The sequence below is a fragment of the Ensifer meliloti genome, assembly GCF_030064585.1.
Lineage (GTDB): Bacteria > Pseudomonadota > Alphaproteobacteria > Rhizobiales > Rhizobiaceae > Sinorhizobium > Sinorhizobium meliloti.
This window is the reverse complement of record NZ_CP120366.1, coordinates 1,133,949-1,154,210: the sequence shown is the minus strand read 5'-3', so window position 1 is coordinate 1,154,210 and position 20,262 is coordinate 1,133,949. Positions and strand designations below refer to the sequence as shown.

The 20,262-nt window shown below is 58.6% G+C and carries 15 protein-coding genes and 3 pseudogenes; 12 read left to right on the top strand and 6 right to left on the bottom strand.

The window, feature by feature from the left end; translation table 11 throughout:
* Positions 1-10: 10 nt before the first annotated feature.
* The 5 genes and pseudogenes from groL to PZL22_RS30110 all read left to right on the top strand — a co-directional run bounded on the left by groL (position 11) and on the right by PZL22_RS30110 (position 5,022).
* Positions 11-1,648, top strand: a complete 1,638-nt coding sequence (gene groL, locus PZL22_RS30130; protein ID WP_013845242.1) for a chaperonin GroEL — start codon at positions 11-13, stop codon at positions 1,646-1,648.
* A 366-nt stretch (positions 1,649-2,014) separates the two neighbouring features.
* Positions 2,015-2,485 carry an IS66-like element accessory protein TnpA gene (gene tnpA / locus PZL22_RS30125; protein ID WP_012477208.1) on the top strand — a complete coding sequence of 157 codons (471 nt, stop codon included), beginning with the start codon at positions 2,015-2,017 and terminating at the stop codon, positions 2,483-2,485.
* Positions 2,482-2,838: an IS66 family insertion sequence element accessory protein TnpB gene (tnpB, locus tag PZL22_RS30120; RefSeq protein WP_284718731.1), complete on the top strand. Its 357-nt coding sequence runs from the start codon at positions 2,482-2,484 to the stop codon at positions 2,836-2,838. Before tnpA ends, tnpB begins: the two co-directional genes overlap by 4 nt.
* A gap of 48 nt (positions 2,839-2,886) precedes the next feature.
* A pseudogene (gene tnpC, locus PZL22_RS30115) lies at positions 2,887-4,462 on the top strand (IS66 family transposase).
* A complete protein-coding gene (locus PZL22_RS30110) occupies positions 4,459-5,022 on the top strand; it encodes a UPF0149 family protein (RefSeq protein WP_012477211.1) in 564 nt (187 codons plus the stop codon). The pseudogene tnpC and the gene PZL22_RS30110 overlap by 4 nt, the downstream one beginning before the upstream one ends.
* Positions 5,023-5,662: 640 nt before the next feature.
* On the opposite strand, the gene trxB is transcribed toward PZL22_RS30110, so the two are convergent.
* From trxB to PZL22_RS30080, 6 genes and pseudogenes are all read right to left on the bottom strand, one after another.
* Complete coding sequence (gene trxB / locus PZL22_RS30105) at positions 5,663-6,649, bottom strand: thioredoxin-disulfide reductase (protein ID WP_088196036.1); 987 nt, start codon at positions 6,647-6,649, stop codon at positions 5,663-5,665.
* Between the two features lie 316 nt (positions 6,650-6,965).
* Positions 6,966-7,727 carry a diacylglycerol kinase catalytic domain-containing protein gene (locus PZL22_RS30100; protein WP_127701925.1) on the bottom strand — a complete coding sequence of 254 codons (762 nt, stop codon included), beginning with the start codon at positions 7,725-7,727 and terminating at the stop codon, positions 6,966-6,968.
* 259 nt (positions 7,728-7,986) lie between these two features.
* A complete protein-coding gene (locus tag PZL22_RS30095) occupies positions 7,987-9,234 on the bottom strand; it encodes a Glu/Leu/Phe/Val family dehydrogenase (protein WP_088196034.1) in 1,248 nt (415 codons plus the stop codon).
* Positions 9,235-9,539: 305 nt separating this feature from the next.
* Entirely contained in the window at positions 9,540-10,622 is a 1,083-nt protein-coding gene (locus PZL22_RS30090; protein ID WP_088196033.1) for an amino acid kinase family protein, read from the bottom strand.
* 2 nt (positions 10,623-10,624) lie between these two features.
* Positions 10,625-11,656: an aspartate-semialdehyde dehydrogenase gene (locus PZL22_RS30085; RefSeq protein WP_046067342.1), complete on the bottom strand. Its 1,032-nt coding sequence runs from the start codon at positions 11,654-11,656 to the stop codon at positions 10,625-10,627.
* Positions 11,657-12,754: 1,098 nt separating this feature from the next.
* Positions 12,755-12,912: pseudogene (locus tag PZL22_RS30080) on the bottom strand (RNA polymerase factor sigma-54); the annotation flags it as partial.
* Positions 12,913-14,434: 1,522 nt separating this feature from the next.
* Between PZL22_RS30080 and PZL22_RS30075 the strand changes: the two are divergent.
* The 7 genes and pseudogenes from PZL22_RS30075 (at position 14,435) to PZL22_RS30045 (ending at position 20,261) form a co-directional block, all read left to right on the top strand.
* The gene (locus PZL22_RS30075) at positions 14,435-14,608 is read left to right on the top strand and encodes an adenine nucleotide alpha hydrolase family protein (protein ID WP_153408333.1); all 174 of its coding nucleotides are present in this window, start codon (positions 14,435-14,437) and stop codon (positions 14,606-14,608) included.
* Between the two features lie 333 nt (positions 14,609-14,941).
* Entirely contained in the window at positions 14,942-15,250 is a 309-nt protein-coding gene (locus tag PZL22_RS30070; RefSeq protein WP_088196031.1) for a hypothetical protein, read from the top strand.
* Positions 15,235-15,444, top strand: a pseudogene (locus tag PZL22_RS30065) (hypothetical protein); the annotation flags it as partial. The gene PZL22_RS30070 and the pseudogene PZL22_RS30065, both read left to right, overlap by 16 nt.
* Positions 15,437-16,315 (top strand): 4-hydroxy-tetrahydrodipicolinate synthase, encoded by an 879-nt coding sequence (gene dapA, locus PZL22_RS30060; protein ID WP_088196030.1) that lies wholly within the window; start codon positions 15,437-15,439, stop codon positions 16,313-16,315. The pseudogene PZL22_RS30065 and the gene dapA, both read left to right, overlap by 8 nt.
* A gap of 411 nt (positions 16,316-16,726) precedes the next feature.
* Complete coding sequence (gene nifT / locus PZL22_RS30055) at positions 16,727-18,250, top strand: putative nitrogen fixation protein NifT (RefSeq protein ID WP_234843048.1); 1,524 nt, start codon at positions 16,727-16,729, stop codon at positions 18,248-18,250.
* Positions 18,251-18,330: 80 nt separating this feature from the next.
* A complete protein-coding gene (locus tag PZL22_RS30050) occupies positions 18,331-19,497 on the top strand; it encodes an MFS transporter (RefSeq protein WP_234706381.1) in 1,167 nt (388 codons plus the stop codon).
* Between the two features lie 71 nt (positions 19,498-19,568).
* Positions 19,569-20,261: a gluconate 2-dehydrogenase subunit 3 family protein gene (locus PZL22_RS30045; protein ID WP_014528478.1), complete on the top strand. Its 693-nt coding sequence runs from the start codon at positions 19,569-19,571 to the stop codon at positions 20,259-20,261.
* The last annotated feature ends 1 nt before the right edge of the window (position 20,262 follow it).

Below are 20,262 nucleotides of genomic sequence, written 5' to 3'. Positions count from 1 at the left end.
AGCTTTCAAAATGGCAGCTAAAGAAGTCAAGTTCGGCCGCAGCGCGCGCGAAAAGATGCTGCGCGGCGTCGACATCCTCGCCGACGCAGTCAAGGTGACGCTCGGCCCGAAGGGCCGCAACGTCGTTATCGACAAGTCGTTCGGCGCGCCGCGCATCACCAAGGACGGCGTTACCGTCGCCAAGGAGATCGAACTCGAAGACAAGTTCGAGAACATGGGCGCCCAGATGGTCCGCGAAGTCGCTTCGAAGACCAACGACATTGCCGGTGACGGCACGACGACTGCAACCGTTCTCGCCCAGGCGATCGTTCGCGAAGGCGCGAAGGCCGTTGCCGCCGGCATGAACCCGATGGACCTGAAGCGCGGTATCGACCTGGCTGTCGCCGAAGTGGTCAAGGACCTGCTCGCCAAGGCCAAGACGATCAACACCTCGGACGAAGTCGCCCAGGTCGGCACGATCTCGGCAAACGGCGAAAAGCAGATCGGCCTCGACATCGCGGAAGCGATGCAGAAGGTCGGCAACGAAGGCGTCATCACGGTTGAAGAAGCCAAGACCGCCGAGACCGAGCTCGAAGTCGTCGACGGCATGCAGTTCGACCGCGGCTACCTGTCGCCCTACTTCGTCACCAACCCGGAAAAGATGGTCGCCGACCTCGAAGACGCTTTCATTCTCCTGCACGAGAAGAAGCTCTCCAACCTCCAGGCGATGCTCCCGGTTCTCGAAGCCGTCGTGCAGACCGGCAAGCCGCTCCTCATCATCGCTGAAGACGTCGAAGGCGAAGCACTCGCAACGCTCGTCGTCAACAAGCTGCGTGGCGGCCTGAAGATCGCTGCCGTCAAGGCCCCGGGCTTCGGCGACCGCCGCAAGGCCATGCTCGAAGACATCGCCATCCTGACGGGCGGCACGGTGATCTCGGAAGACCTCGGCATCAAACTCGAAAGCGTCACGCTCGACATGCTCGGCCGCGCTAAGAAGGTTTCGATCACCAAGGAAAACACGACGATCGTCGACGGCGCCGGCCAGAAGTCCGACATCGAAGGCCGCGTCGCTCAGATCAAGGCCCAGATCGAAGAAACCACCTCCGACTACGACCGTGAGAAGCTGCAGGAGCGCCTTGCCAAGCTCGCCGGCGGCGTCGCTGTCATCCGCGTCGGCGGTGCGACGGAAGTCGAAGTGAAGGAAAAGAAGGACCGCATCGACGACGCCCTCAACGCGACGCGCGCTGCCGTTCAGGAAGGCATCGTACCCGGCGGCGGCGTTGCCCTGCTGCGTTCTTCCGTCAAGATCACCGTCAAGGGTGAGAACGACGATCAGGACGCCGGCGTCAACATCGTTCGCCGCGCTCTGCAGTCTCCGGCCCGTCAGATCGTTGAAAACGCTGGCGACGAAGCCTCCATCGTTGTCGGCAAGATCCTCGAGAAGAACACCGACGACTTCGGCTACAACGCTCAGACCGGCGAGTATGGCGACATGATCGCCATGGGCATCATCGACCCGGTCAAGGTCGTTCGCACCGCGCTTCAGGACGCAGCCTCGGTTGCTTCGCTGCTCATCACCACCGAAGCCATGATCGCCGAACTGCCGAAGAAGGACGCTCCGGCAATGCCTGGCGGCATGGGCGGAATGGGTGGAATGGACATGATGTGATAAGGCGACAGCCTTAGCACGATCCATCCGGATCCGAAGGGCGGCTCTCGGGCCGCCCTTTTTTGTTACGCAACGAAGAGACGCGAGCGATCTCGTTGAGACAGGTCGATCCGACGCTGCATCATGCGGTCTGCTGGCCACCTTCTTGGATGTCGATTCCTGGCAATGATGATCGGCGCCGGGCGGGCCGTCCTCCCGCCCGGCCACCCGCTGTCGGATCGAGGTGAAAGCTTTGATGCCCACTCGGAAGCGGGAGCTGGTGAGGGGCATGTGCCGAGATTGGATGTGAGCGCGACGAACAGCCCACCTTTTCTTTGCTGATTGAGACCGCGAGATAAGCTCCTTCATCTGCAGGAGTGGAACGGGATGGTTGGAGATCGCGCTGGTGCCATGCTTGGAGTCATGGATGAAGCCATGGATGAAGCCAGGCATGATGGAGTCTACCGGCGGATCGAGGTGATCACCGGTCGACGACAGCGGCGGAATTGGACCGACGAAGAGAAGGCGCGGATCCTTGCTGAAAGCGCAGAACCCGACGTGAACATCTCGGCTGTTGCCCGGCGTTGGGGCGTCAACCGTGGTTTGCTGAATGTCTGGCGCCGCCAAGCCGGGCTGACCGCTCGACGATCCGTGCAAGCCTGCGCGCAGCAGGCCATGTTCGTGCCGGTGACCGTCGTTGGAGAACGAGCGCCTCCCCAGAGCGCGTCGTCGGATATCGCTTCCGTTGCTTCCGGCCGAATTGAGATCGAGATTGCCGGAGCACGCATGACCGTGATCGGCTCGGTGGCGCCCGAGTTGGCGCAGGCGATCGTGGCAGCGTTGCGAGCACGCCGGTGATCGGACTTTGGCCGAATGGCGTGAAGATCATGGTGGCGACGCAGCCTGTCGACTTCCGGCGCGGCATGAATGGCCTTGTTGCGCTGGTGGCGTCAGCGCTTTCGGCTGATCCCTACTGTGGTGACGTGTTTGTGTTCCGCGCCAAGCGGTGCGATCGCCTGCGCTGCATTTATTGGGACGGGTCGGGCATGATCCTAGCGACGAAGTGGCTTGAGGCGGGCAAGTTCGTTTGGCCACCGATCCGCGATGGCGCGATGCAGATGAGTAGCCAAGAGTTCTCGCTTTTGCTGGCCGGTATCGACTGGACTCGGGTTAAACGGAACGTCGTAAAGCGGCCGACGAAAGTGGGCTGATCTTATTGGATTTGCTTGAAGATTCAGGATCATGTGCTAGGGTCAGCCATGCCGCTTCGACCCGACCCTTTACCTCAGGATGCCGCCCAATTGAGCCGGATCATTCTCTCGCTCGATGCGGAGAATGCCGACCTCAAGGCGCGCGTTGCCTTCCTGGAGGGTCAGCTCTTTGGGCCGAAATCGGAGAAGATGACGGCGATCGACCCGACGCAGGTGACGCTCGAGCTTGGCGATCTCAGCGACATTCCCGAGGCGGCCAATGACGATGTTGCACCCGTGGCTGAAGGGCCAAGACAGGAGCGGCGATCGCCGTCGCGCAACATCGGCCGTTTGCCCAAGCACCTCCCACGGTATGAAGAGCTCATCGAGCCGGAGAGCAAGATTTGCCCGTGCTGCTCGTTCGAGCTTCATTGCATCGGCACGGACGTCAGTGAGGCGCTCGACATCGTGCCGGCGGTTGTCCGGGTGAAGCGGACGATCCGGCCGCGCTATGCATGCCGGGCCTGCGAAAGCGTCATTGTGCAAGCGCCCGCACCGGCGCGCGTGATGGACGGCGGCATGGTGACTACGGCGTTTGCAGCCCATATCGCCGTTTCGAAGTTTGCCTGGCATCTGCCGCTGCATCGCCAGGCGCAGATGCTTGCCTCCTGCGGCGTGATCATCGATCGCGGCACGCTTGGCGCCTGGGTGACGCGGGTCGCCTGGTGGCTCGAGCTTCTCTACGATGCGCTTACCGCCTTCATCCGCTCCCAGCCAAGGGTGTTTTGTGACGAGACGCCGCTTCCGCGGCTCGATCCGGGACGCAAACGCACCAAGCTTTGTCAACTCTGGGCGCAGGCGGTCGACGACCGGCCGTGGAATGGTCCGGCGCCGCCGGCGGTGGCCTATACTTTTGCTGAAAGCCGCAGCGCTCGCGAGGTCGAGGGGCAACTGTCGTCGTTTGCCGGCGTACTTCAGGTCGATGGATACCAGGCCTATAAAACCTTGGCCAAGCGCCGGGGGAAGAGCAATATCGCCCCCATGCGGCTGGCGTTCTGCCTTGCTCACGCGCGACGCAAGTTCGTCGATGTCGTCAAGCTGACCGGCTTCTTCGGAGGCGCTGTCGATCCTGGCCAGGATCGCCGAGGTCTATCGCATCGAGGCGAAACTGCGCGGCGAAAGTGCCGATACCCGGCTCAGGGTACGGCGTCGCGAGACAGCACCCATCATGCGAGAACTGAAGGTCCAGCTCACCGAACTGAGCGAAGAGGTGTCGTCAAAATCGGCGCTGGGCAAGGCCGTCTCCTACGCGCTCAATCATTGGAACGGGCTGGCAGCCTTCCTGGAGGATGGCCGGATCGAAGCGGACTCCAATGTGGTCGAGCGTTCAATGAAATCGGTGGCTCTGACGAGGAAGAACTCGTTGTTCGTGGGCAACGAACGCGGTGGCAAGTCCTTCGCGGTCCTGGCATCGCTCGTCAACACAGCAAAGCTCAATAGTGTTGACCCCGAGGTCTGGCTTGCCGATGTGCTTGAGCGCATCATCTCGGGCAAGGTGCCCGCGAACCGGATGGATACGCTCTTCCCATGGGCCTGGAAGGCCGAACGCGAGGCCATTGCACGTCAGGAGCGACGGGCGGCATGACACAGAACAGCCAAGGGACGACGGCACGACCGAAGCTCGATGACAAGGCGTTCGAGGCGTTTATCAGGGCACGCCGTCCAGCATCGCCAATCTGGTCAATGAGCGGTCTCGATGGTTATCTTACGGCTCTCATCATCGGACCGAAGTTCATCGACCCACGCAAATGGATCCCGGAACTGACCGGTCCGGATGCCCTGAACCTGCCGATGGAAACGACCGAGCATCGGGCCGTACAGACCATTGTTGCGGAATATAACCGCATCTCGGCTAGCCTTTCCGAAACACCGAAAGACCACCGGCCCCGGTTCACCCGGATCGATGATCAGACCTTTGATATCTTCGATTGGGACCTCTGCTTTTTGTTGGGAACTGGATACGCGCCGAGGCTTTGGCAGCCGGTTCTTCGTGGTCATGCCGTCACTGGGGATATCATCGCACCCATCCGCAAGCTCGGCGAGGCAAAACGGAAAGTGACAAGCCAGGATGCTGCTGACGTCGCCGAAGCACTCGTCAATATCCGAACCTACTTTATGCCGAAGCGGGCAAAGCAGAAGTTCTGACCGAGCGCCAGAAACCTATCCGTCAATCATGAAAGCCGTGGGCCATTCGTTGCGCTCACGATTGGATGATCTCGATCCGCGTAGTTGCGGTCCACTCGACTTTGATCCACCGACCTCTTCTTGCACTTCCGCGCCACAGCTATCGAGGTGATCCGTGACGCAAACGCTGCCACGGGTGTGCCGCCACGTTGGCTACCGAAAACGGTTAATGTCGATCAGGGTACGGAATCTGCGCCCCCGATCGCGACCTTTAGGCCTATGGACACGGGCGTGATCCTGGACTGCCACGGGTAAGTCTACGGACAGTGCCTACATCGAAGCATTCAACAGCCGGTTCAGAGCCGAGCGCCTGAACCAGTACTGGTTCCTGCCCCCTGCGAACGCTCGCGAAAGATGGAGCATTGACACAGAGATCACAATGAGTTTCGGACACATGGTGGATCGGCAACAAAGCGCCGATCGCACCCTCCGGGAAGCGCCGCCAGTCCGCTTCCCTGAGAAGGCCGCCCAGTCCCTTGAGCCGCCCAAACAAGCGCAACGACAAGCGCTGCTGTTGGGGTGCAAGGCCGTTTGATTGCTACTCTTCCCGATTTCCTGAGATTTCCGAGGCGCGGACCTCAGCCGATGAATGCCGCCAATCTCAGCCGTATACGCCGATTATTTCTATTTCACGCATCTCGGCCGGCGTCTCGACCGGCTCGGCCAGGAATTTCTCGGCTTCCAGGGCCGCCATGCTTCCCATGCCGGCGGCGCTGATCGCCCGACGGAAGACCGGGTCGATTACATCACCGGCCGCGAGTACCCCCGGAACGGATGTCTTCGTCGACCAGGGACCAACCTTGATGTAGCCGGCCCGGTCCATGTCCAACTGACCGCGAAACAAGGCGGTTGCTGGATCATGACCTATGAAGAGGCCGTGCGTGGGCAGTTCCTTCGCGTCGCCGGTATTCACGTCACGAATTCGAACGCCCGTCACCGACTTCCGCGGCTCGCGCTCGCCGATAACTTCATCGATGACGTGGTTCCAAATGACGTTAACATTCGGTCTGGCCAAAAGGCGGTCCTGCAAGATCGGCTCCGCTCGAAAACGATTTCGGCGATGGACGACTGTGACCTTGGAGGCAAGGTTCGACAGATAGAGCGCTTCCTCCACGGCTGTGTTCCCGCCGCCGACAACGACCACTTCCTTGTTTCGATAGAAAAAGCCATCAGAGGTTGCGCAGGCGGAGACGCCGAATCCAGCAAATATCTTCTCTGAGGGAAGGCCAAGCCACCGGGGCTGGGCTCCCGTCGCGATGATGAGTGCGTCGGCGAGATACGTGTCGCCGGAGTGAGCTTGGAGACGGAATGGCCGCTTCCAGAGATCGACAGAGGTGATGATGTCGTACATCAACTTGGTGCCGACATTTTCTGCCTGCTGCCGCATCTGCTCCAGCAGCAAGGGACCTTTGACCGGCTCAGCGAAACCTGGGAAGTTCTCGACATAAGCCATGGTGGTGAGCTGGCCGCCGGCCTGCCGGCCGGTTACGAGGAGTGGCTTCAGGTTGGCAAGGGCAGCGCAGATGGCAGCGGTATAGCCCGCCGGTCCGGCCCCGATGATCAGGACCCTGGCGTGGTGGGTGTTCATGATGTGATCTCCTCCTGCCGTAACGGTCCTTTGGGACGGCCGTGACGCAGCCTTGGGGGGAGTTGGTGTAGCAAAGGCAGCTCCTTGCATTGTGAGACACTCAGCAGATCGAAAGGGCTTGGGGTTTGGGTTCTGCGTCAGGGCTGACACCGGTTCTGAACCAATCTGGTGAGAGCAATCGTGTCGGCCGGGTTCCCTGTGTGGTGACACAATGATGCCACCAAGGATGATATCGGACAGTGCCGCTGGTCAGCTTTGGAAATTGCAGTCTTATGCTGCTTTGGCACGCCCGCTTAGGCGCAACTTTAGTGGGATGTCAGCACTGGCGCCCGAAGGGCGTACAGAGACGGCCTTGGGCCTCACGATCAACGAGCAGCGTCACCGTGCGGTCGGGACTGCGGAACAACCTCGCACGACAGATGTTCGGGATGGTCTCAGAGGTGGTCGCTATTTGAACGGGACGGTGAGCGGCCTCGATGACCTCGACATCCAAGATCTCGTGGTCGCTCAAGACAGCGGGAGACCAGGCGAGAGGGCACCCGATGGCCTTGCCTGTGACGGCCATGAGCGAAGATCCGAGCGGTAGCAGCGGCCCCCCGAGCGTACGATTATAGCCGGTGCTGCCGATTGGCGTCGTCAACACGAGACCATCCCCGTTGATGTTCATCGGGTCCCCATTTCCGCGGACGGCAACGCTTAACTTGGCTTGCTGGAATACCTGCCGATCAAGAACGATCTCGTTGATAGCGAAAAGCTCTCGGCTGCGCCCTCCCACCTGCTCCATCTCGGCTTGCAGCACAGGCAGTTGCACCCTCGAAGCCGCGTGCAGTCGGTCGGTCAAATCATGCGTCCGAAATGAATTGCAGAAAGATCCGACAGAACCGTCGGTGCGCATGGCGAATACGGGCTTTGCCGGCATTGCCAGTGTCTCATGAAGCGCCTCCAAGGCCGTATGGTCTCCACCGAGGGTCACGATGAACTCGGCTTCTGCCACAGCAGCTTGGCCATAGCGGTCAGAAAGTTCCTTGAGTGCCGTCTGAGCGCCTGGTTTCGGTGATGCCACGAATGCGATCTTCATGGTTGAACCCTCAAGTCAAAAGCGCTGGCTTCCCATTCAAAGGGGAATTGAGCAAAGCTGGCAGGGCGCCAAAATCTCGCACCAAGCCGTGTTTAGACGCGACCATCCGGTCGCCGTTGCCTGAACCAGTCCGGATGAAGATAGCAGCGTGAACCAACACGCTGTTCTCAGGCCACCCGATCATGCCGTTCCCACCCATGTTCACCTCCCTCTCTGTGGCCGCTGTAGGCGGCCACGCGATCAGCACCGTTTCGGGGCCTCAGCCCATGAGGAAACGCTGCGTGCCTTGTGCTTCAATGGCCTCCGCAAGCCGAGAGAGCGCGTGCACATAGGCGGCGCTGCGCAGGGTAATGCCCTTCTCCTGGGCGAGCGTCCAGACCGCGTCTCCTTCCTGCTCCATCTTTGTCTTCAGCCGCGCATGCACCTGCTCGATGGGCCAGGAATCGCCTTGCCGGTTCTGCACCCATTCGAAATACGAAACGGTGACGCCGCCCGCATTGGCCAAGATGTCAGGGAGAACAACGATGCTCTTGGCGTTGAGGATTTTGTCAGCTTCAGGGGTTATCGGCGCGTTGGCGAGTTCGAGGATGACGTGAGCCTTTACGCGTGCGGCATTTCCTGCGTGAACCATGTCCTCCAGCGCGGCCAAAACGAGCAGCTCGCAATCGACAGAAACAAGCTCGTCGGCAGGAAGCGTGCAGACGCCGTCTGAGCCTGCAAGGCTGGTGACGCTTCCCTGCCGCTTTGCGGAAATGAGCTTATCGACGTCGAGTCCCGAGGAGCACTGGACGCCCCCCTTCGAGTCCGTGACCGCCACGATCTTGAATCCGGCGGCTCCAAGCAGCTGCGCTATGTGCTTGCCCGCATTGCCGAAGCCCTGAATCGCCACCCTCGCGCCAGGCCGCAATCCGAGCTTTTGCGCCTGGTGTAGGAGGAGATAGTAGCCGCCGCGGGCCGTCGCGTCCTCCCGTCCGAGCGAGCCGCCGAGGGCGATGGGCTTGCCGGTGATCACCGCCGGGGTGACCTCGCCAACGATAGCGGCGTATTCGTCGGCCATCCAGGCCATAATCGTCGAATTGGTATATACGTCAGGCGCCGGGATGTCCCGGTTCGGACCGATGACCTTGGCGAAACATTGAACATACCGGCGGGCGAGGCGCTCCTGTTCGGTCGCGGAGAGATTGTGAATATCCACCCGCACGCCGCCCTTGGCACCGCCAAGCGGCAGATTGATGACCGCGCACTTCATGGTCATCAGGAAGGCGAGCGTCTCGACCTCGTCGATAGACACATCCGGGTGGAAGCGAATGCCCCCCTTGGTAGGGCCGAGCGTGTCGTCATAGCGACAGCGCCAAGCGGGGTAGGACTTGCTCGAGCCGTCGTCCATGCGGATGACGAGACGGGCTTGCGTGGTCTCGCGCGGCGATTTGAGTTTCTCGAGAACGTCCGCGGTGATGTCGAGGTGCCCGGCTGCTTCGTAGAGACGTGCCCGGGCTTGGTCTAGCATAGAGTCGAGGTGCATTTTATTCCTTTCCTCGAGTTAGTTGCAGCTATCGCCGGTCTGCGCGACATGAGCGGCGGTTGGCAGCTGCCGCCCGCAAGAGTCGTTTTAAAACTTTCGTCGATTTGGCGGTCGAGCCTTAGAGGCATGTTCTCAGGGACCTGCATGAGAGTATGGCAGACGTAACCATTGTTCCCACTTATCCCCCATGCTGGCTGCGCGATCGTAGTTGTTAGCTCCTCGCGAAGGGCTGGGATCACACGCGCCGATTACGAAACGACCCAGCGAACTATCGGCCGAGCACTGTCCAGTCAGCCTCGACCAAGCCGTTCGGCCACTGCTCCAGGATACATTTGTTCGTGAAGCTGGCGCGCCAGCGAAACGGCGCGCTCATAATCGCCAATCAAGTGGACACGCCGGACTGAAGCATCAAGCACGGTCACTACCATTGTTGATCCGATGGAGATGCCCGTACCCTCGACAAGCCGCATAGCAAAATCAGTATCGCTCATAACGCATAGGCCTGGCCTGTCGTTTTGATCGACATCGATCGTCGTGATGCCGTTTTGATCAAGAAGCGCGCGGCGGTTGTCGCGCTCGGCAACGCTTGCGAACGATATCACCACTGCGTCACGAGCCACTGTCACCGAACTCGCGTTCCCATGTCCTGTTACAGTCGTCCCCGTGACCACGCCATCATTGGTGAGTGATTTGCACATGATGGTGACCGCGTGCCTTTCGGCGTATTCCACCGCGCCATGGTGCAGTACCTTTGCCCCGTATCGCGACATCCTTGCGATCGTCCTATAGCCAATCTCCGGGATCAGTAGCGCCTCTGGGATAATATTAGGATCTGTCGTATATACACCCGGAACATCCGAGTATATTTCGCAAGCGTGCTCTCCCAACATCGATGCAATAACGATTGCCGTCAGATCCGAACTGTTTCTGCCGAGAAACGTCAGCCTGCCGGACTGATCAATTGCTTGCGCGCCCGCGGCGATGACTACGTCATGCTCCTGCAAAGCACTCCGAATTGGCCCAGGGTCCACACTTTCCACTGTGGCCCGACCGAATTCGGAATTCGTTCGTATTCCGAGGCCGTAGCCGTTCAAAGAGGCCACCGAAATTCCGAGCCGGCTGACGGCAGCTTCCAACAGACAGACACTCTTCATTTCTCCGATTGCCAGTGCCGCATCGAGGTTCGAGGGTGAAGCTTCCTTATTGACCGCGAGTATCTGGGCTTTCAGGCTGTCCGTCTCTCCCTTCATGGCGCTGACGACGACAACGATCTTGTTCTCGCCGGCTGCCAACCGCTGCGCGAGATGCCGAGCAACTCGATCATAGCCCTCTGGACCCAAAAAATTTGAGCCACCGAATTTGAGAATGGTCATTGTCATTTTCCACCAACCACCCTGTTAGCAATCGCAAGCTGTGCGATGAGAAGTGCGTTGAGCGCGGCCCCGACCTGGAGGTTGTCTGCGACTACCCAGAGCCAGAGCCCGCGCGGGTTCTCGGGATTGACTCGCACCCGCGCGACGTGGACATCCTCGGGATTTGTGAGGAAGCGCGGTGTCGGATACCCTTCTCGAATTCCGTCCGCATACAGCCGAACACCTTCTTCTTGCGCGAGTAGCTCATGAACCTGTTCGAGGCAAACCGGCTTTTCAAACTCGAGGTATACCGCCTCGGAGTGACCGTTCTCCACAGGAACCCGAACGCAAGTGGAGGTTAACCGGAGGTCAGGCATGGCCAGGATCTTTCGTGCCTCTTGAACCAGCTTGCGCTCCTCAAGCGCAACCCCCTCCAAATCGATCTCGCCAACTTGCGGTATGACATTGAATTGAAGTGGCACAGGGAAACGCGCCGCGGGTGGTCCTGAGCTTCCCTCCAATGCGGCCCTGGTCCCGTTCCGTAGCTCATCAATCCCCATCAGGCCGACTCCCGAGGCGGCCTGATAGGTGGCCAGGATGATCTGATGAACATCCAATGCAGTGACCAGTGGTCTCAGCGCTCGGGCCAGCTGAATTGTAGTGCAGTTTGGATTTGCTACAATTCCAGGCCGTGGGCGATGCGAGAGTACACTCGGGTTAATCTGAGGGACGACGAGTGGTACGTCAGGGTCCATCCGAAAGGCGTTGGAGTTGTCAATCACCAGCGCACCTTGGGCCGCGAACCGGGGCGCCCATTCGAGGCTCACGGCGCTGCCGGCGCAAAGGAATGCGATGTCGGTTTCAAGATCGCCGATTTCGTATAGTGCCTCCACGAAGCAGATCTCATCGCGAAATCTCACCTGGCGACCGGCCGAATTGCGGGACGCGAGCAGCCGCAACCGATTGACGGGAATTTGGCTTGCCTCCAGTAACTCGGTCAGTTCAGCTCCGACGGCCCCGGTGGCTCCAACGATAGAAATGTTCAAGGATCTCATGGGATTCCTCCTTTAGGACGCGTTCAGCAATCGAGGTTGTGTCGGTTTCGACGCCGGCGAGCGCTGGTGCTGCCGATGTGCGTGGAACTCCATCTGAGGCTGTCCTGACGTTTCGTTCCCTCGTTCAATTCAAAGATCGTCGGGCGGCGCTCGATGTTTCCGATTGCTCCTGCCAAGTCAGGCGCGAGCCAAAGACAGACACCAAGGTTTTCTTTTCAGTTACTTGCTTTAGCGCTTCCGCTTGGACTTGCCGCTGCGGCCCGTGCCGACCCCCCCCTTGCTAAAATCCGTCTTGCAGAAATCCGCTTTGCCGAAGCACCCCTTGCCGCCCCTGACCCGCTTGCGAAAGAATGCTTTCTCGCGCTTAGCCATCTTGTTGCCCTCTTACTTCGATGGACGCCGTCACCAGCTTAGGCTTAGGCTTAGGCTTAGGCCTGGGCTTAGGCCTGGGCTTAGGCCTGGGCTTAGGCTTAGGCCTGGGCTTGGGCTTGGACTTGTGTTTCTTGCCGTGGAACGCGATCTGACGCAGAGCTGCCATCGTGCTTCCTTTGTTGTTTAAACTATTGCGGTTGTTCGGACACATGAACACGCAACAGCATGCGCGCCCAGGGCTGATCGTGCAAAAGTCGTGCCAGGCCGCAGGAGTGTCTAAAATAAAGCTGCTGGCTTTCTTTCAGATGGTTAGATCTGGAAATTGACCATATGTTTGAATGAACAACTCGTGTCGCTAAGCCGACAAGGGCTACGGACGGTGTCGTATGGTCGGTTGTCACGCGCCAGAAATCGCTCAACGAGTTTGCCGCCGTGCGTGAAAGCCCTTGTGACCGGACGACGACACGCCGAGTGGCCCACTGGAGAGGCGATGACGCTGTACGGGCTGCTCTGGGTAGCGGCTCCTTTTTGCGCCATCCTCGTGATCGGGAACGACAGAATTTCTGCCGCATATGCTTAGCTGCTGTGAACGCGAGTGCCTTCCCGCCGCGGGGGAACAAAAGAGAGCGGCCCAAAAAACCGGGCGGCTGATGTCGCAATCTCGCTCCAGGAGCCACCGGACCCGCCTGCTCGAGCGTACTTGCGGGTTGCCGGCATCCCTCCGAGTCCGGTGGCCCTCGCCAGTGCACGCTTCTCGCGGCGGCCTTGGACAGAGGATGGATGTTCATCGCTCCGCGATATTTTGCGACCGTGCGCCTGGCGATATCGACACCTGTCTTCTTGAGGACGTCGACGATGTCGTCGTCCGAGAGCACCGCTGAGCTCCAGATGATCTATCTGAAGCAGCTGGATTGCCTGCATCAGCTGCGGCGTCATAGTCAGCGAATGCGACTGCGACTGTCTTAAATGAAGGCTGAGGGAAGAGGCCATGCTAACGCGATGCTCCCGTCAATATTGCCGAAGCCGTGCCCGGTTTTACGGCGAGTGCATTTTGGAGATTGTGGACTTGCGGATATCCCCCTTACCGTCGAACGCGATCTGACGCAGAGCTGCCATCTGCTTCCTTTGTTGTTTAAACTAGTTCGGTTGTTCGGGACAAATGAATGCGCACAGCAGGGGCACCACTGGGTGATCTTGCAAAAGTCGTGCCAGGCCGCAGGAGTGACCAAATAAAGCTTAGAGCCTTTTTTCAGATAGTTAGGTCTGGAAATTGACGATATGGTCGAACGTACAACTTGTGTCGTTAAGCCGACAAAGGTGACGAACATTGTCGTATGCGTGTCGTCACGCGTCCGGTCGGTAAAGGTCCAAACGATCGAAGGGGCCTGCAATAAGGCCAAGCTCGTGCATTCGCACCAACCACACCCGCGGCAAATATAAGACGCCCCATCACCAAAGTCTCTCTCCAAGCGATCAACACCTGCTGCGCCAGAACCGTGCAGCGGGTTGGCTATTCCGATGGTCTTCAGCCAGCGATAATGAGGAGCGACTTGCCCGTCTGGACGACGGCGTTGAGGATCGGGAGGAAGCATCGCCGGCAGGTTGGAGAGCTTCTTCTCGAGCAGGCGCGCATGATGCACGTCCGAACAGACGCAGGGGTGTCCCCCAAACATAGCAGCCGCAGACAAAATGTCCGGTTCCACAGGCCGTGTTGGGAGGTGACAATGGGCCGACACGACAAAGACTAAAACACGCCGGAATCTCCAAGAACGAAATACGTCGATCACATCAATGCTTTGTGATGACGTCAGTGGTTGGCACGGTTGATGCTGGAAGAGACAGAAACGCTGGCACACATATGATTGGAGCCTGGAGCGATACCATGCACCTCGTAGTCTGTATCAAGCAGGTGCCGGATTTCTGCGCGAATTCACGTCGCTTCAGTGACGAGCACGATCATGCGCCTTGGGAAGGCGCCGCACGCGCCTTGCCTTCCGATCGCGCAGACAATCCCCGTGCGAGTTGACATGCGCCGCCCTCTCAAAAAATGCCCGCCATTGCAACTGCGGCATTCATCACCTCCGCGTCCTATACGCAAAGAAACCAGTCGAGCGGATGATTGCCGCAGCCATATGACATTGTCCGTCGCCTCTGTCGGCCCCTCGACACAGATTGTTCCTTCAAGCATGCGGCCAATTTACCAATTTCCCGATCTAACTATTTGAAAGAAAGCAATTAGCATTATTTCAGTCACGTCTGCGACCTGGCACGACTTTTGCACGATCATCCCCCTAGGAAGCGGTAAGAAGACACAATATCGCGCAAGACGGTCAGGACCATTCCGGTTGCTGCTTAACGCTTGCCAGCAACGCTGGCACACATGTGATTGGAGCCTGGAGAGACACCATGCACCTTGTAGTCTGCATCAAGCAGGTGCCGGATTCCGCGCAAATACGCGTCCATCCGGTGACCAACACGATCATGCACCAGGGCGTGCCGACCGCTATCAACCCCCACGCCTCGAGGGGCCTTCATCGCGCCCTCGCCGGCAGCTCGCGCATCAGCCGCCGGGCGAGTTGACATGCTCTGCCCTCTCCAAAGTACCCGCTATTGCCACTGCGGCATTCTCCGCTCCATCACTTCAGCGCCCTAAGCGAAGAAGCCCGGCGTCGTGCGGATGACTGCCGCGTCCATGCGACATTGTCCTTAGCCTTGTCGGCTTTACGACACAGATTGTTCCTCCAACCGTGCGGCCACTTTCCGATCTAACTCTCTGAAAAACAGCCATTAGCATTATTTTAGTAACTCCCATCGGCCTGGCACGCCTTTTGCACGATCAGCCCTGGGCGCGCATGCTGTTGCGCATTCATGTGTCCGAACAACCGAAATAGTTTAAACAACAAAGGAAGCAAGATGGCAGCTCCGCGTCAGATCGCGTTCTACGGCAAGGGGGGTACCGGCAAGCCCAAGCGAAAGCCTGAGCCGGTAACCGCATCCAAGGAAGATAGATGCCTCGGCTCCCCGTCAAAAAACGAGGCGCACTTCCACAGCCGCATGAACGTCATGGCTAGAATGCGCGGCGGCCACGGCTTCCGCGTTCCGTCCGCAGCTTCAAGGAAGGCAACGAAACACAAATGGAAAGGTCAACCACTGCCGAAGAAAGCGCTGATTCTGCTTGAAGGTACTAAAATGGGTACTGGTCAGCCGCCAGTGGCGTCATGATCAGCGACTCCTCCGACCCCCGCTTCGATGCAATGCCGTTTGGCGGTTTCAAATATGACGGCATGGACCGCGAGGGCGTCCGGTTTGCCTCTGAGGACATGACGCAGCCGAAGGTGGTGTGCATCAACCGCATGAAAACACAGAGCCAGGCCTGCTCAAATCCATCCACAATTCAAGGGGCAAAGAATGTTTGAGGGTTCGATTACCGCGCTTGTCACGCCTTTTGCTGATGATCGCATCGATGAGGTTGCATTGCACGACCTCGTCGAGTGGCAGATCGAAGAGGGATCCTTCGGTCTCGTTCCATGCGGGACAACAGGGGAAAGCCCGACGCTCAGCAAATCCGAGCATGAGCAGGTGGTCGAGATCACGATCAAAACCGCAAACGGGCGTGTGCCCGTTATCGCGGGCGCCGGATCAAACAGCACGGCGGAAGCGATCGCCTTCGTTCGCCATGCGCAGAACGCCGGCGCCGACGGAGTACTGATCGTTTCACCCTATTACAACAAGCCCACCCAGGAGGGGATCTACCAGCATTTCAAGGCGATCGATGCTGCGTCTACTATTCCGATCATCGTCTACAATATCCCTGGCCGTAGCGCCATTGAAATTCACGTTGAAACGTTGGCCCGCATTTTTGAAGATTGCCCGAATGTGAAGGGCGTCAAGGATGCAACCGGCAACCTGTTGCGCCCGTCCCTCGAGCGCATGGCCTGCGGGGAAGACTTCAATCTCTTGACCGGTGAAGACGGCACGGCGCTTGGCTATATGGCGCATGGCGGACATGGCTGCATCTCGGTGACGGCGAATGTCGCACCGGCCCTCTGCGCTGACTTCCAGCAGGCCTGCCTGAACGGCGACTTTGCCGCCGCCTTGAAACTGCAGGACCGTCTGATGCCGCTGCACCGGGCGCTTTTTCTTGAAACCAACCCGGCGGGGGCGAAATACGCGCTCCAGCGTCTTGGCCGAATGCGTGGGGATTTGCGCCTACCACTCGTCACGATCAGTCCTTCCGTTCAAGAAGAGATCGATGACGCGATGCGCCACGCGGGGATCCTTTTATGATGGACAACGCAAGATTTGCTGAACGCATCGAGATGGATCTTATCGGTCCGAACAACCAGCGAAGGAAACAAGGTGGCACCTGCATGGGATTGGATTCTGGAGAAGCACCATGCACCTCGTAGTCTGTATCAAGCAGGTGCCGGTTACAGCGCAGACACGCGTCCACCTCGCACGAACACGGTCATGCGGCGGCAGATGCTGCGGACCTCCACCCTTTCGGGTGATACATTCATTCACTTTACACCGGAGACTTGAAGCCGTTGCTGACAGGAAATTGAACACGCCAGAAGGATATGGTGAGGCTACCGGACACATGCGAGCTCATCCAAGCCGCTTGTCGGGACATGGGGGTAATATGCCGCCGCTCGCGGGATGACTGAACTGCCACTGGTCTTACAGAACGGACAGATAATGAAAGTCACAATTCGCATAAACGGCGACGTCTTGTCAGCGTATATCCCTAAGAAGGACCTGGAGGAGCCGATCATCTCGGTGGAGGATGAAGCCTTGTGGGGCGGCTCGATATTGCTGAGGAACGGCTGGCGGCTGGCCCTGCCCCACCTTCCGCAGGAAGCTCGCCTGCCGGTTACCGTCGAGGCAAGAAGAATGTTCGGCCGGCTTGATCGAGGTGCGCATGAAAAACCAGATCGGATGACGAGGATCGGTGAGATCTCAAGCTCCCAAGATGCCGCTGCAATGCTAGCCGAGAACCAAAAGATGCATCCATGGCCGGCTCTAACGAGAACCGCTTACGAGGATGTCGCCGCATGTATCTCTTCCGGAGAATTATCCGGATCGGGACTGGGCATTATCAATGCGTTCGAGCGGCGCATGGAGGAATGGATCGGCGGCGGTTATGTGGTCTCGGCAAGTAGCGGCACAGCCGCCCTGACAGTGGCGCTCATAGCTCTCGGCATCCAGCCGGGGGACGTTGTGCTTCTGCCTTCCTATACCTGGGCTGCCACAGCATTGGCACCGCTACTTATTGGAGCGATCCCCCGTTTCGTCGACATTGATCCGAATTCCTACAACATCTCTCCGACTGCGTTGGCGGCTGCGATCACACCGGACGTCAAGGCAATCATCGTGGTCCACATGCACGGCATTAGCTGCGACATGGATGAGATTATTTGCCATGCGAGAGAGCAGGGCATTGCGGTCATCGAGGACTGCGCTCAGGCTCATGGCGCACTCTACAAGGGGCAACATGTTGGGCTTCTGTCCGACATCGGCTGCTTCAGCCTGCAAAAGAGCAAGCACCTGTCCGCGGGCGATGGCGGATTCATGGTGACAAGGGATCCCACGCTCGCCCAAAAAATGCGCGACATCTGCAATTTCGGTCTCCCCACCCCAAAGGCAAACTACCGATTCGATGAGGTGGTGCGGGACGGTTATGCCGTTTTCCGCGAGTGTGAGCAGATCGGTGGCATGTTCAGGTTACAGCCGATGTCCGCGGCTCTGGTGATGCACCAGCTAGAGCATCTGCGCCAGCGGATCGCCTGGCTTCAAACTGCAATGGAACCTCTGGTCGAGGAGTCTGCCAAAATCCCTTTCTTCAAGATTACGCGATCGCACGTCGACCGGACGCATGTATGGCATAAAATCCGCGTTGGAATTGACTATGCGGCAGTCGATTACTTCGGGAGATCAATGGCGGAAATCAGACGGGGGCTGCGCAACAGCCTTGCCGAGCGCGGCATCTCGAGCACGCTGTGGACGGCGCCTATACTCCCACTCCAGACGGCCTTTAGACCCTATGCCGGCGTCGTCGAGTGGACCAAATCCGCTGGCCATCTTGCGATCGAAAACTCGTTCATCGTCTTCGATGAGAACTACCCGTTGATCGCGCAGGAACCGGCTAAGATGGCGGAGCTTGTTGTCAAGCTACAGCAAGCTTGGGACGAGCACTTTACTTCACTCGCTAGAGGCAAGTGACCTTCCGAAGCCGATCCAAATTGATGACCAGGACAAGCCCCCGTCATCATGCTCCAAGCGAAACCAAGCGGAGAGTCCCGATGGGCGGCGTTCATACTAATCCGGGTAAAAAGCTAACGATCACGGCTGTAGCCTTTCAGTTCTTTATCAACGGTTTGGTGCTTGCCGCCTGGGCGACAAGCATCCCGCATGTTAAAAACGCGTATAGCTTCAACGACGCCGAACTCGGCGTCGTGCTCCTAATCATGGCGGCGGGGGCGTTGCTATTCATGTCGCTAGCGGGTTATTTTTCGCACGTTTTCGGCAGCCGCCGCATGTCGATTCAATCCGCCCTTTTGTTTCCTTCTGCGCTAGTTCTGATTTTCGCTGCGCCAAACTGCATGACATTCCTCTGCAGCATCGTCCTTTTCGGCGCCGCGAATGGTGCGATGGATGTATTGATGAACCACCAGGCCAAGGCGCTCGAAGAGAACGGATTCCCTCGCATTATGGCGTTCCTGCACGGCTGTTCCAGCACTGGAATACTTGCGGGTATCATGACCTTCGGGGTCATTGGCGATGGCCATTATGTCGCCCGTTCCGTTACCTTGCTGACCGGTATTTTGATCGTTGCGCGGTGGCTTTTTCCCCACCTTCTGGATGACGTCAGGTCCGGGGAGCACAGACTCGCGATAGGAGAATTGCGCAATTGCAAGCTCCTTATGTTCGGAATCTTGTCGTTCCTGACAATGGTGACCGACGGTGCAATTGCTGAATGGAGCAAGCTCTATCTCATTCGCGTTGAACAGGTGACAGATCAAGTCGGCTCTTTAGGATATGTAGCCTTCACGCTCCTTATGATTGCCGGCCGGATCTCGGGAGATCGGGTCAAAGACGCCATCGGATGTCGGGCACTGATAGCGATCAGCGGGAGCCTTGCGTCGGCGGGCATGACTACGGCTTTGTTCATGCCAAGCTTTGCCGGGAAGCTTGCTGGTTTCGCCCTCTTGGGACTGGGTATGGCCAATCTGGTGCCGATCATCTTCAGCGAAGCCGCTAGCATGAATACTGTGTCGAAGACGGTCGGGCTCACCTTCGTTTCGGTCTGCGGCTACTCCGGGTTTCTGGTTGGTCCGCCCATCATTGGCCGCATCGCGGAGGCCGTTGGGCTCGGGCGAGCTTTGCTCTTCATCATCGCGGTCGGAGTGATCGTAGCTTGTGCTTCGGTATTCTTCGACCGTCACAGATCAGGCCAGCCAGAGCCTTGATCATCCCATGCGCGAACCCTTGGCGGCCACTTCATGGCCGCTTGCATATCACCACCAATGGGAGCTTAGCAATGAAACGACGAGAGCTACTGTTCCGCGCTGTGGCAGTTGTCACCGCAGTGGTTGCCAACAGGACCACCCATGGCGAGGAGGAGGGCCTTCTGCCAAAGACGACCAGACGCGATGGCGTTCGCAAAGTCCTCACACAAGGCCAGGAGGAGATCCTGAAGGCGGTTTTTGATCGTCTGATTCCTGGAGATGAGTTGGGGCCATCGGCATCGGGAGCGGGCTGTCTTGACTTCCTCGACGACCAACTGGCGGGAGGATATGGCGAGGGTTCGACGATCTATCGAGATGGGCCCGTGCAGCCCCACGAAGAGCAGATGCTGCAGAAGGCTCAGTTCATCTCCACACCGCGCGAGCGGTACTATTTCGGCCTCAAAGCACTTGAAGCCTACTCGCTAAAGACGGACGGTGCGTCCTTTGCCGACCTCCAGTCGGACCGCCAGGACGAAATCTTAAGAGGAATGGAAACCGGCAAGATCGAATTGGGCGAAGACGTCAACACGAAAGGATTTTTCGAGTTGATGCTGACCAATGCCCGAGAGGGCTATTTTGCCGATCCATGTTATGGCGGAAACAAAGATATGGCAGGGTGGAAGATGATCGGCTTCCCGGGTGCTCGCTACGACTACCGAGCTTACACTGAAAGGACGGGCCAGGAACTCAACCTAGTCAACGTAAGCCTCATTCTCAAGGGCTGAG